Here is a 12,503-nt window from a genome sequence, read left to right as displayed (position 1 = left end):
GTGTTGACGAAACTGTGGTCGAATAGACAAAAGAGGCTGAAAAGTCTATAAGTACTGACAAAACTGTGGTCGAATAGACAAAAGAGGTTGAAAAATCTATAAGTGCTGACAAAATTGTGGTCGAATAGACAAAGAGACTATAAAAGTCCATAAGTCATTAAATATAGTATGACTTATGGACAAAATTAAACTATAATCTTAACTTCCCTTCCTTTATATATTTATGCAAAGTTGCTTTACTAATTCTTCCCCCACTAAGCTTAAGTAGCATCGTCGGTGTGACTTTCCAACTGTCGTTAAGAGCCTTAATCTCCAAAAGCAGGTTTTCTAAAATTTGTAATATTTTATAGTCAGTTTTGCAATTTTTGCATTTATACAAATTTCTATGGATTTTATCGAGTTCAATAGTGGATTCGCATTGATAACAGTAGAGTCCAGACCGTAATTGTTCAAAATCCAAATCGACTGGAACATCGTAAAAAGATTTAGCTAAACGCTGACTTTCCAAAAATTCAAAGAGCGAAGACTGATCATAGTTATTAGACTTACATAGCCTAGATAGCCTCTGCTTCACATTCGACGGCACAATCAAATTTTCATAATTTGGCATATTATAAATAGTTTGTTCAGGATTAACGAAGGCTAAATGAGACAGCACACTATTTCCAGCACTATGGAAACTACCTTTCTTCAGTAATTGCTGTAAGGCTATCCTCTGACGATTGACTTGCATACTTAAATCTTTAAATTCTTCACCATTCACAAAATGCCACGATTTACTGCCATAGCTTAAATCAAAATTATAATTTTTCACTTCAAATGTGCAGATACGATCCCCACTAATTAATAAATTGTCAATCTGAACCTCCTCTGATGTATTCACTTTAAACCTGTAATCCTTTAGATGATAAAATTCTAGATCCTTCAAGTATTCATCTAGAATTTTATCGAATTCAAGTTCTCCTAAATAGCCTGACTGCAGCTTGTTGTATTCCTTACTTTCACTTTCGCTAAGTATTGAGCGTCTTTTTAAAATGTGTAATTGTTGGAGTTTTAAAGGTATTATGCGCATAAGTAAAATATATAACGAGCTAAAATTTTCTCAAAATGACAAAAATTTAAAATCAGCAAGAAGTTTTTAACAGTTTCAATATGACAAGTAGATTACAAATACTTGTTATACATTGCAGTGAAGGGCTACTTTTGATATTATTTATACTGTTAATATAAATCGGAGGGGTATCTTCATGCAGACTCTACTTATTGTTCTGTTAATCATAGTGTGCATATCTTTAATCGCAACTGTTCTTTTGCAATCGGGTAAGAGTGCCGGTCTTTCAGGTGCAGTTAGTGGTGGTGCTGAGCAAATGTTCGGTAAACAAAAAGCGCGCGGTATGGATTTAATCTTACACAGAGCAACTGTTATTTTGTCAATTCTATTCTTTTTGATCATGTTACTGCTAACATATTTAGGCTAAGGTGAACAAAGCGCTCCTATCCGACTGTTTCGGATAGGGCTTTTTTTGTTCCTACAAGTATCTGTCTTTAGAAAGCACAACTTTTAGCGTACAATAAAGTTAAGAATTTTTATCAGGAGTGACGGCATGAACTTTAAACTACCAGAGAATTTTTACTTTAAAAAAGATAGTGGTAAATCTGCGGCACTGCTTCTGCATGGCTTTACCGGTAACACTTCAGATGTAAGACAGCTCGGCAGATTTTTTGAGAAAAAAGGGATGACGGCTTATAGCTTTAACTATGAAGGACATGCCGAACATCCTAAAAATATCACAAAGTCATCACCTTATATTTGGTATAAACAAGCGGTAGATGCTTACGACTTTTTAAAGGGTGAAGGTTATGAGGATATCTTTGTGGTAGGAGTATCTATCGGTGGTGTACTCGCTTTAAATCTTTCCTTAGATAGAGATGTCACAGGTGTAGCTACTGTGTGTAGCCCGATGTACTTAAAAGATTCTGAGACACTTTATGGCCAGTTTACACAATATACTGAAAAATATTTAAGAATGTTTGAAAAATTAACCCCTGACCAAATTGATAAAGAGCTCGAAAAACTAGAGATGACAGACACTTTCGAAGATATCAGAACGTTTATCAAAATGGTAAAAGGGAAATTAGAAGATATCCTGGTCCCAACTTTTGTTGCACAAGGTGAAAAGGATGAGGTTATTAATCCTGACAGTGCGAACATTATTTTTGACAATGTAGGTACTGAAGAAAAAGAACTAGAGTGGTATAAAGATGGTGGCCACGTGTTAACGATTGATCAAGCTAAGGGAGAATTATTTGAAGATATTTACCGATTTACAACAGCACACGACATACTTACTTATGAATAATTTGGAGGATTACAATGAGAGACTATAAAAACAATATAATGGCTATCGTCAACAGCGATGACTATAAACCGATGACAATAGATGAATTTAAAGAGTCTTTTAACGTGGATGATTCGGATGAATTCAAAGACTTGGTGAAAACTTTGGTCTCTCTGGAAGAATCCGGTAAGTTATATCGCACTAAAAAAGACAAATATATGAAAGTGCCTGATTCAAACAGAGTTAAAGGGACACTTTCTATGCATAAAAGAGGCTTTGGCTTTTTAAGAGCTGAAGATGAAGAAATTGAAGATATATTTATACCGCCGACAGGTGTTAACGGTGCTTTAGACGGAGACACAGTTTTAGTTGAAGTCGAAGAAAAATCACGTGGTGATAATTCTGAAGGGCATGTTATAAGCATTATTGAACGCGGAGTAACCAAACTAGTTGGAGAGTATAATGCGAGTGAACACTTTGGTTTTGTCGTTCCTGATTCTAAGACTTTTAAGACAGATATTTTTATCCCAAGAAATCAAAACCTAGGTGCAATTAATGGACATAAAGTTTTAGTTGAGATTACTAAATTCCCGGATAGCGGAAGCCACGATAATCCAGAAGGTCATATCATACAAATCTTAGGCCATAAAAATGACCCTGGAGTCGATATATTATCAATCATCTATCAGCACGGAATTGATATTGAATTCCCTGAGGATGTCTTAAAACAAGCAGAAGAGATTCCAGAAGAAATCAACCAAGAAGATACAAAAGGACGCGTTGATTTAAGAGATGAATTCACTATTACTATTGATGGGGCAGATGCTAAAGACTTAGATGACGCTGTCAGTGTGACAAAACTAGATAATGGTAACTATGAACTTACAGTTAGTATTGCTGATGTCAGTCATTACGTTACAGAAGATTCCCCAATCGATAAAGAAGCTTATGAACGTGGCACGAGTGTTTACCTAGTTGACCGAGTCATCCCGATGATTCCGCATCGTCTATCCAATGGTATATGCTCATTGAATCCACATGTCGACCGTTTAAGCTTATCTTGTAGAATGGAATTTAATCCACAAGGTAAGGCAATTAATCATGAGATTTTTGAAAGCGTGATTAACTCTGATTATCGAATGACCTATAAAAACGTCAATCTTATGCTTGAAGATGAAGATGCTGCAGTCATTTCAGAGTTTAAAGAAGTTTATCCGCGTCTTAAAGAAGCAGAAGAGCTCGCACAAATTTTAAGAAACAAACGTGAAAAACGTGGGGCGATCGATTTTGACTTTGATGAAGCGGCTGTAGCTGTTGGAGAAGATGGTACGCCAGAAGATATTGTACTACGTAACCGTGGTACTGGTGAGAAAATGATTGAAGAATTTATGTTAGCTGCGAATGAAACAGTCGCAGAACATTTCTATTGGATGGATGTACCTTTCATGTACCGTATACACGAGGATCCTAAGGAAGAAAAATTAAGTAAATTCTTTGATTTCTTAACAGGCTTTGGTGTGGTTGTTAAAGGTAAAGGTAATCAAATTCATCCACATGCCTTGCAGGAAATTATTGAAGAAGTAAAAGGGCGACCTGAAGAGATGGTGATTGCAACTCTGATGCTGAGATCAATGCAACAAGCTAAATATTCACCAGAATCACTCGGTCACTTTGGTTTATCTACTGAATATTACACACACTTTACTTCACCAATTCGTCGTTATCCAGACTTGATCGTTCATCGCTTGATCAGAGAGTATTTAATTCAAGGTAAGACAGATGCTAAGACGATTCGTCACAATAAGAGTATCTTACCAGATATTGCTAAGCATACTTCAGAACGTGAAAGACGTGCTCAAGATGCTGAACGTGATACTGATGATCTCAAAAAAGCAGAATTTATGATGAAACACGTCGGAGAAAAATTCGAAGGTGTTGTAGCAGGCGTTATGAACTTCGGTATGTTCGTTGAATTACCTAATACCATTGAAGGGCTCGTTCATGTCAGTCATATGACTGATGACCATTACAACTTCAATGAAAGAGCGATGGCTATGATAGGTGAACGTACTGGAACAATGTATCGCATTGGAGATAAGGTCGAAATAGAAGTAATCGGTGTGAATCTTGATGAACGTCTTATCGACTTTAAAGTGGTCGGTATGCCTGAGAGAAAACCGCGCGAAAGAAGACGCGGCCCGGTTGAAATTAAAGGTAATAAAAAAGAAAAAACCCGTTCAAGAGAGAAAAAAGGGAGCTTTAAAAAAGGTGGAGGTAGTAGGAATCCTTCAGCTAAAAAACCATTCTATAAGGGAGCACCTAAAAAAGGAAAAAGGAAGTAGAGGTTTATGAAGAAGTCACAAAATAAGACAAAACCCTTGGCTCAAAATAGAAAAGCGAGTCATGATTATACGATCGAAGACACAATAGAGGTCGGTATGGTTTTGCAAGGTACTGAAATAAAATCGATTCGACGAGGTTCAGCTAACTTAAAGGATTCATTTGCACGTATTTATAAGGACGAAATGTATGTGTATAACATGCATATCGCCCCTTATGAAGAAGGAAACCGTTATAACCATGATCCATTAAGAAATAGAAAGTTACTGTTACATCGTAAAGAAATCAATAAATTAAGAGGGCACATTGAACAGCCAGGGAATGCCTTAATCCCATTGAAACTCTATATTAAAAATGGGGTATGTAAAATGCTTTTAGGTATTGCGAGTGGTAAGAAAAAATATGATAAACGCGAAGATTTGAAGAAAAAACAAATGAAAAGAGATATTGATCGTGCCTTAAAGGAACAGTATCGTTAATTTGTTTCCTGATTTTAATCGTGTTATAATAAATGATGCTCGACTTTAATAATCCGGGGACGTTCCGGATTCGACAGGGGCTGTTTGGACATTTTAAGCGTGTCGGAGGTTTCGGCTTCGTCATCAACGATACTCAGTTTATAATAACTGGCAAACAAAACAATTTCGCAGTAGCTGCCTAGTCAGCCTGCATCATCCCATGAGCTTTCCTATGGCCCGTGACGATGATTCAACTATAATAGGATACGCCTTTTAGTCTGCAGTCAGAAGACAAAAGGAAGAGATCAATCGGACTAGCATGGACTGAGGTCAGTTCATTACCATCACCCATGCGAAACTGAAAAATGAACTACACACGTAGAAAGAAATGTTGCAAGGTCTCTGGACGCGGGTTCAACTCCCGCCGTCTCCATATATGAAAGCTGTAAGCGTTGATACATATACGCTTATGGCTTTTTTATTTACCAAGTAACACAGTTTCAACACAGAAGTGACACAGTGATTACATATTTTAAAATTATTGCAGCATTTAATAGTAGTTTTTTTATTTAATAAAAATTAATTAATCGATGTTTAAAGTCTAAATAAACGGGAATTCATATTAATGTACAAGAAATAATTGACTACTTTTAAAGGAGTGTTTTTTCATGGCAGAAGAAAAAGATAGCAAATTAGAGCAAGCTAAAGGTAACGTTAAAGAAACTGTAGGTAACGCTACTGGAGACAAAGATCTTGAAAAAGAAGGTAAAAACGATAAGTTTGCTGGAAAAGCTAAAGAAAAAGTAGAACAAGCATCTGACAAAGCGAATGACGCAATTGATAACTTATCAGATAAATTTAAAAAATAAGTAAGATTTAGTGGAGCTGTATTTAGTTATGGCTTCATTTTTATACAAAGATTATTCTAGGAGGAATATTGATGGCTGTGAAATATGAAGTAAGTGCAGTAAATACGGGTGGCCGTAAAGGACACGTAAAAACATCTGACAATGTCATTGACTTACCGGTAATTCCACCAGATCAAAGTGGCGAAGGTGTTAACCCAGAGCAATTATTCGCTGCAGGTTATGCATCTTGTTTTAATGGTGCTTTTGATTTAATGATTAAAAAAGGTGGCGTGCGTGACGCTGAACCAGAAGTTGACTTAACTGTTCGACTAGAAGAAGACGGTGAAGGCGTGAAACTGAGTGTTGCGATTGCTGCTAAAGTTAAAAACATGTCTCAAGAAGACGCCGAAAAATATCTTCAACAAGCACATGACTTCTGCCCTTACTCAAAAGCAACACGTGGAAACATCGATGTTGACTTATCAGTAGAAGTAGTAGAATAATTTTTATGAACAAGGACCAGTCCGACGGACTGGTCCTATTTTGTGTCTGGTTTTATATCAAATATTGCTGATTCACCTTCGTTATTGATGAGCGGTTCAAAAGTAGCAGTGAGATCTTCAGGTTCATTTTCGAGACCGTAGGCCATTCGACCTTCGATGCTTTCTCCAGGTTGTATATCTTCTAATAAGGTATTTTCTAAATCATAAGAATGTGCAAGTTCACCATTAGACTCGACTATGATATCTCGACCAGTTGGGAAAACTTCACTGGAGTTATTCTCATAGGTTACTTCTAAGATTAGAACACCACTCACATCGATAAGATTGTCGTCATTTCTTTCATCGGTCAAATAGGCTTTATTAATGGTTACTGTAATGTCATTAATAGTAGCGGAATCTCCAATTTGTAGATTATCTGATTCAACAGGAGTTTCTTCTTTTTGTTCCTTGTTTGCTTCTACTTCCTCATCCTCTTTTTTTTCACTGTCGGTTATGGAGGACTCTTCTTTAATTTCTAAATCTTCTTCAGTATCTGAACAAGCAGCGCAAAACAGTATAGACGTGACACTGCCTAAGAGTAAAAATTTTTTCAATCTATTTCCTCCGTCACTATGATATGTTTGATGGTAGCTACACATTTTAAAATTTCACTGCACGTACAGATTGATTATAGTACAATACAACGTGATACATATTATTTTATAACAAAATAAGAGGTAATAGAGATGAATTTAACAAAAATAGTTGTAACATTTTCAGGTTACAATGCAGATGCAATCAATGATGAAATTAAATCTGCCTTAAATCATATAAATGACTTTGATATTGTAGAGATTAGAGGAGACGGTTTTGATGCTTTAAACCGTCAAGATCATATAAATATCGTAGAGAATGTTATTAATACCTTTAAGGCAAAAGGAAAAGAAATTATCTATACTTATCGCACAGCAAGTCAGGGCGGAAAAGGATCAAAAACGACAGTAGAATACCAAGCACTCTTACAAGGTATCTGTCAGATGATGAATATAGATTATATAGATATAGAAGTGAAAATCGGCAAGGATATTGTTAAGGAAATTAAAGAGGTTGCTGATGATCATCATATAAAAGTCTTATTGAGTCATCATGATTTTAAAAAGACAGATTCTAAAGAAGAAATTGAAGCTTTATTTAAGGACATGGATGACCTTAAGGGAGATGTGTTCAAATTTTCCTATATGCCTCAATCAAAGGAAGATGTCTTAAGAGTAACCTCAATTGTTCAAAAAGCTAAAGAACAATATGGTAATAAGATTGTAGGTATTTCCATGGGTGAACTTGGTAAAGAAACTCGTCTTGAAAAAGCTTCTGTCTTTACCTATGGCTTTATCAGTCGAGATGCAGCACCTGGACAAATTCATATTACAGAACTTAGAAAACAATTTCCTATAAAAGATGATTAAGACATTTTTACAATTCTTTAATAGTAAAACAATAAAAGTTTGTTAGGGTAGCACTAGAAGATATAAATACACTCTTTTTCACCCCAAATCCTGTGTCCAAGACCTTCCCCTGAGGTTTTGGGCATTTTTGTGTTTCTAGTGTCAAAAATTTTCATTCTAGGTTAAAATTAAAGTAAGAAGATATCTTTAGGAGGACTTTATGATTACTTTTTATGAATATTCGAAATGCACAACTTGCCGTAAAGGAAAGAAATTTTTAACTGATCATGATCTAGATTTTACAGCGATTGATATGGTTGAAAATGTGCCGTCTAAAGACACTTTAAAAGGTTTAGTGGACCGCTCATCATTTTCAAGTGATGACTTTTTTAATAAAAGAGGCGGTAAATTTAAAGAATTAGGTTTGAAAGAAAAACTAAATAATATGTCTGAAGACGAAAAATTAGAAATATTATCCAGTGATGGTATGCTTATCAAGAGACCAATGCTTGTGCTTGATGATGAAGTTTTATTAGGCTTCAAAGAAGAAGCTTATAAAAATGCATTATTGAATTAACTTGCTGGTCTAGTGTATGATATATATGTAACAATATATATGATAAGTTAAAAGGGAGGTTTTAGCGTGTCATTACCACAAGACTTGAAGTACAGTAAAGACCACGAATGGATCAAGGTTGAAGGAAATACTGCCACTATTGGAATTACAGATTTCGCACAATCAGAACTAGGTGATATTGTATTTGTTGAGCTTCCAGAAGAAGGCGACGATCTATCACAAGGTGATTCATTCGGTAGCGTAGAATCAGTTAAAACTGTTTCTGACCTAGTGGCTCCTGTCTCTGGTTCAATCGTTAGTGTTAACGAGGAATTAGAAGATAGCCCTGAGCTTGTAAACGAAGATCCTTATGAAGGTGCTTGGATGATGAAAGTTGAACTTTCAGATGAAAGCGAATTAGAAGGTCTTCTTGATGCTGCTGGTTACCAAGCAGAAATTGAAGAATAATTAAGACTCTGGACTATTGTCCGGAGTTTTTTTAAACCAATATTTATTACTTCGAGTGAATTTGTATAAAATTTAACTAAGGGTGATACGAATGAATCTTTCTGATAAAGTACTTATTGTTGAAGGTAAGACTGATAAACGTCGTCTAGAGGAAGTGCTAGTAGAACCAGCTCGCATCATATGTACTTATGGTACAATGGGCATTTCTAAACTAGATGAAATTTTCGAGCAACTGGGTGACTCAGAAATATATATCCTCTCTGATGCGGATAAGGAAGGAAGAAAAATTCGTCAGTGGTTTAAAAGACATTTAAGTGAAAGTACACATATATATATTGATCCAAAATTTGGAGAAGTCGGACGCTGTCCACATGACTATCTCGCTAATCTCCTCTTAAGACATGGTTTTTATGTCAATACAGCTTTAATTATGAAAGGTAAGTTTTATCGTGAAACAGGTCATTCAAACGGAAGATATATTAAAGAATATACAGGCTAAAGAGCGCTACATTATTTTTGGTTATGCATCTATGTGTAAGACATGTGATATTTCAGAGACAATGTTACAAGTTGTTACAGAGATGAGAGGTATAGACTACGAAAGATTAAATTTGAATTATCATAAGGATCTTATCGAACTTTTTAAGATCCGTTCGGCTCCGGCTTTGTTACTATTTAAAAATGGTAAGCTGTTCCGAGAAATTTATGCGTTTCAGTCTGTGCCTTACCTTAACGAGATTTTTGATCAATTCCTGGTTGACTAGTATAATATTGTCTGATAATATGTAATACAATCAAATAGAAAACTCTTATCAAGAGTGGTGGAGGGAAGTGCCCTAAGAAGCCACGGCAACCGTCTTTTTGACAAGGTGCTAAATCACATGGTTCAAACCTAAAGATGAGAGGCATAAGATACCTTAAAAGCCTGCTCATATTTAAAAGAGCAGGCTTTTTGTGTTATTTAGAAAGGAATAAGATGAATGATAGATATACGACAGGTCACTAAAGTGTTTAAAACTAAAAAACAAAATATTACAGCAGTAGATAAAGTTGACCTTCACATTAAAGAAGGAGAAATCTTTGGCATTATCGGCTATTCAGGTGCTGGTAAATCAACCTTGATTAGGTTATTAAACGGTCTTGAAGAATCAAGTGCTGGAGAAATTGTTGTATCTGGAGATGACATTAGTAAGATGTCTAAATCTGAGTTACGACAAAAAAGACAAAAAGTTTCAATGATTTTCCAACACTTTAATCTACTGTGGTCACGTACCGTTGCTGAAAACATCAGCTTTCCTATGGAAATTGCAGGTGTGCCTAGAAAAGAAAGACAAGAGAGAGTAACGGAACTTATCCGTTTAGTTGGACTAGAAGGTAGAGAAAATAATTATCCTTCAGAGCTATCAGGTGGTCAGAAACAACGTGTGGGTATCGCTCGAGCTTTATCCAACAAACCAGAAGTTTTACTATGTGATGAAGCAACAAGTGCACTAGATCCGGAAACGACAGATGAGGTCTTAGATTTACTAGTTAACATCACTAAGGAAATGAATTTAACGATTGTACTTATCACACATGAAATGCATGTGATTAGAAAAATTTGTGACCGTGCTGCAGTGATGGAAAACGGTAAAGTTGTAGAAGTTGCTCCAGTTATCGAACTATTCCAAAACCCACAATCATCTGTGACAAGACGCTTCGTCAAAGATGATATTTCAGATGATGATCATCAAGTGGCTATGGATGAGGTTAGAAAATCATTCCCAACTTCTACCATTGTTAAATTGAATTTTATCGGTACAAAAACAAAATCGCCGATTGTCTCAGAAGTGATTAGAAATTATAACTTAGATGTCAATATTATTTCAGGAAATATCAAGGAGACCAACCAAGAATCTTATGGCCATCTCTATCTCGCGTTAGATATCAATGATGAAACCTTGAAGCAAATTACTGAGGAATTTGCTAAGCATGATGTGAGCTTGGAGGTGGAAGATAAATGAATAGTTTAATCAGTGAATTTCAAACGATGTTATCTTTTGAAAATGTGAAGTGGGATGCTGTAGTAGAGGCGACCTATGAAACTATTTATATGACAGTGATTGCAACACTGGTATCTTTCATCATTGGTTTGATTTTAGGTATTATTTTATTCTTATCGAACAAGAGTCAGACAACAGTATCCAAACCACTGTATGGAACGACTTCCTTTTTAGTTAACTTATTCAGAGCAATACCATTTATTATATTAATTATCTTACTCATGCCTTTTACTAAAGCCATCATGGGTACTGTAATGGGCTCAAATGGTGCCTTACCCGCTCTTATTATAGGAGCCGCACCATTTTATGCGAGACTTGTAGAAATTGGCCTTAAAGAGATAGATAAAGGTGTTATTGAAGCAGCTGAGTCTATGGGTGCTAATACTTGGACAATTATTTGGAAAGTATTAATTCCTGAATCCCTACCTGCACTCTTATCAGGTATTACAGTGACCTCAATTATGTTAGTTGGTTCAACTGCTATTGCCGGTGTTATTGGTGCCGGTGGTCTAGGTAACTTAGCCTATATGGTTGGTTTTACACGTAATCAACCAGATGTCACACTTGTTGCTACTGTAGTAATTCTGATTATCGTGTTTATCATCCAAATTGTTGGAGACTTTGTCTCTAAAGCAGTCGATAAACGCTGATCATCATTAATATAAAATAAATGAAATGAGGATGCCCAATGCAAAAGTTATTTAGTTTTGTTACTCTGTTTGCCTTAGTATTGTTTTTAGCTGCTTGTGGTAATGATTCGGAGTCTGCTTCTGAAGAAGGAGAGGCAAAAGAAATCACAGTGGCTGCATCACCCGCACCACATGCTGAAATCTTAGAAAAAGCTGCTGAAATTTTAGCAGAAGAAGATATTACATTAAATGTTGAGATCGTTAATGACTATGTTACACCGAATAGATTACTAGCTGATGAAGAAGTAGATGCAAACTTCTTCCAACATACACCTTATCTTGATGGTGAAATTGAATCTCACGGTTATGATTTAACAAGTATCGGTAATGTTCATATTGAACCGATGGCTGTTTATTCAAATGATTATGACTCATTAGAAGATATTCCGGATGGTTCTACTATTCTAGTTTCTAATAATCCGGCTGAAGAAGGACGCTTCTTATCATTCTTCGTAGATGCAGGTCTAATTGAAATCGAGGATGGTATTGAAATCCAAGATGCAACTTTTGATGATATTACAGAAAATCCACATGACTTTAATTTCGACAATAATACAGCGCCTGAGCTGTTAGTGAGCATGTATGAAAACAATGAAGCACCTGCTGTGATTATCAATGCCAACTTCGCAATCGATGCTGACTTAAATCCAGTGGATGATTCAATTGTTGTTGAAGATGGAAACTCACCTTATGCTAACCTTATTGCAGTAAGGTCAGGTGATGAAGAACGTCCAGAGCTACAAAGATTAATTGAAGTATTACAGTCTGATGAAATCAAGACATTTATAGAAGAAAATTATAACGGCACAATCATTCCGGCTGAATAAGATAAAAGTCCT

General features: G+C 35.8%; 16 protein-coding genes, 1 other RNA gene and 1 riboswitch. Of the genes, 15 read left to right on the top strand and 2 right to left on the bottom strand.

Annotated elements, in window-relative coordinates:
* Nucleotides 1–190: 190 nt before the first annotated feature.
* On the bottom strand, nucleotides 191–1,072 hold the full coding sequence (locus JEOSCH030_RS09345; protein WP_185126369.1) for a nuclease-related domain-containing protein: 882 nt from the start codon (nucleotides 1,070–1,072) through the stop codon (nucleotides 191–193).
* Between the two features lie 175 nt (nucleotides 1,073–1,247).
* Here JEOSCH030_RS09345 and secG point away from each other — a divergent pair, with 175 nt between their 5' ends.
* The 7 genes from secG (at nucleotide 1,248) to JEOSCH030_RS09310 (ending at nucleotide 6,488) form a co-directional block, all read left to right on the top strand.
* Nucleotides 1,248–1,478 (top strand): preprotein translocase subunit SecG, encoded by a 231-nt coding sequence (secG, locus tag JEOSCH030_RS09340; protein WP_185126368.1) that lies wholly within the window; start codon nucleotides 1,248–1,250, stop codon nucleotides 1,476–1,478.
* A 126-nt stretch (nucleotides 1,479–1,604) separates the two neighbouring features.
* Nucleotides 1,605–2,360, top strand: coding sequence for an alpha/beta hydrolase (locus JEOSCH030_RS09335; protein ID WP_185126367.1), 756 nt, complete (start codon nucleotides 1,605–1,607; stop codon nucleotides 2,358–2,360).
* Between the two features lie 14 nt (nucleotides 2,361–2,374).
* Nucleotides 2,375–4,681: a ribonuclease R gene (gene rnr, locus JEOSCH030_RS09330; RefSeq protein WP_185126366.1), complete on the top strand. Its 2,307-nt coding sequence runs from the start codon at nucleotides 2,375–2,377 to the stop codon at nucleotides 4,679–4,681.
* Nucleotides 4,682–4,687: 6 nt separating this feature from the next.
* On the top strand, nucleotides 4,688–5,158 hold the full coding sequence (gene smpB / locus JEOSCH030_RS09325) for an SsrA-binding protein SmpB (RefSeq protein WP_185126365.1): 471 nt from the start codon (nucleotides 4,688–4,690) through the stop codon (nucleotides 5,156–5,158).
* Nucleotides 5,159–5,213: 55 nt separating this feature from the next.
* Nucleotides 5,214–5,573: a transfer-messenger RNA gene (gene ssrA / locus JEOSCH030_RS09320) on the top strand.
* A gap of 232 nt (nucleotides 5,574–5,805) precedes the next feature.
* The gene (locus JEOSCH030_RS09315; RefSeq protein ID WP_185126364.1) at nucleotides 5,806–6,006 is read left to right on the top strand and encodes a CsbD family protein; all 201 of its coding nucleotides are present in this window, start codon (nucleotides 5,806–5,808) and stop codon (nucleotides 6,004–6,006) included.
* A gap of 71 nt (nucleotides 6,007–6,077) precedes the next feature.
* On the top strand, nucleotides 6,078–6,488 hold the full coding sequence (locus JEOSCH030_RS09310) for an organic hydroperoxide resistance protein (RefSeq protein WP_185126363.1): 411 nt from the start codon (nucleotides 6,078–6,080) through the stop codon (nucleotides 6,486–6,488).
* Nucleotides 6,489–6,523: 35 nt separating this feature from the next.
* Here JEOSCH030_RS09310 and JEOSCH030_RS09305 read toward each other — a convergent pair whose 3' ends face one another.
* A complete protein-coding gene (locus JEOSCH030_RS09305) occupies nucleotides 6,524–7,081 on the bottom strand; it encodes a DUF4352 domain-containing protein (RefSeq protein WP_185126362.1) in 558 nt (185 codons plus the stop codon).
* A gap of 132 nt (nucleotides 7,082–7,213) precedes the next feature.
* Between JEOSCH030_RS09305 and aroD the strand changes: the two genes are divergently transcribed.
* From aroD to JEOSCH030_RS09265, 8 genes are all read left to right on the top strand, one after another.
* Nucleotides 7,214–7,930, top strand: a complete 717-nt coding sequence (gene aroD, locus JEOSCH030_RS09300; protein ID WP_185126361.1) for a type I 3-dehydroquinate dehydratase — start codon at nucleotides 7,214–7,216, stop codon at nucleotides 7,928–7,930.
* Nucleotides 7,931–8,129: 199 nt separating this feature from the next.
* Nucleotides 8,130–8,486, top strand: coding sequence for a Spx/MgsR family RNA polymerase-binding regulatory protein (locus JEOSCH030_RS09295; protein ID WP_185126360.1), 357 nt, complete (start codon nucleotides 8,130–8,132; stop codon nucleotides 8,484–8,486).
* 66 nt (nucleotides 8,487–8,552) lie between these two features.
* On the top strand, nucleotides 8,553–8,933 hold the full coding sequence (gene gcvH / locus JEOSCH030_RS09290) for a glycine cleavage system protein GcvH (RefSeq protein ID WP_185126359.1): 381 nt from the start codon (nucleotides 8,553–8,555) through the stop codon (nucleotides 8,931–8,933).
* Between the two features lie 91 nt (nucleotides 8,934–9,024).
* Nucleotides 9,025–9,432 carry a toprim domain-containing protein gene (locus tag JEOSCH030_RS09285; protein WP_185126358.1) on the top strand — a complete coding sequence of 136 codons (408 nt, stop codon included), beginning with the start codon at nucleotides 9,025–9,027 and terminating at the stop codon, nucleotides 9,430–9,432.
* A 31-nt stretch (nucleotides 9,433–9,463) separates the two neighbouring features.
* Nucleotides 9,464–9,697 carry a thioredoxin family protein gene (locus JEOSCH030_RS10975; protein WP_407929476.1) on the top strand — a complete coding sequence of 78 codons (234 nt, stop codon included), beginning with the start codon at nucleotides 9,464–9,466 and terminating at the stop codon, nucleotides 9,695–9,697.
* Between the two features lie 42 nt (nucleotides 9,698–9,739).
* Nucleotides 9,740–9,838, top strand: a riboswitch (SAM riboswitch).
* Nucleotides 9,839–9,913: 75 nt separating this feature from the next.
* Complete coding sequence (locus JEOSCH030_RS09275; protein WP_185126356.1) at nucleotides 9,914–10,936, top strand: methionine ABC transporter ATP-binding protein; 1,023 nt, start codon at nucleotides 9,914–9,916, stop codon at nucleotides 10,934–10,936.
* Nucleotides 10,933–11,625, top strand: coding sequence for a methionine ABC transporter permease (locus tag JEOSCH030_RS09270; protein ID WP_185126355.1), 693 nt, complete (start codon nucleotides 10,933–10,935; stop codon nucleotides 11,623–11,625). The genes JEOSCH030_RS09275 and JEOSCH030_RS09270 overlap by 4 nt, the downstream gene beginning before the upstream one ends.
* A gap of 38 nt (nucleotides 11,626–11,663) precedes the next feature.
* The gene (locus JEOSCH030_RS09265; protein ID WP_185126354.1) at nucleotides 11,664–12,491 is read left to right on the top strand and encodes a MetQ/NlpA family ABC transporter substrate-binding protein; all 828 of its coding nucleotides are present in this window, start codon (nucleotides 11,664–11,666) and stop codon (nucleotides 12,489–12,491) included.
* Nucleotides 12,492–12,503: the final 12 nt, after the last annotated feature.

The organism is Jeotgalicoccus meleagridis (assembly GCF_903994045.1).
GTDB lineage: Bacteria > Bacillota > Bacilli > Staphylococcales > Salinicoccaceae > Jeotgalicoccus > Jeotgalicoccus meleagridis.
The sequence above is the reverse complement of the archived record's forward strand: the minus strand, read 5'-3'. Positions and strand labels throughout refer to the sequence as shown.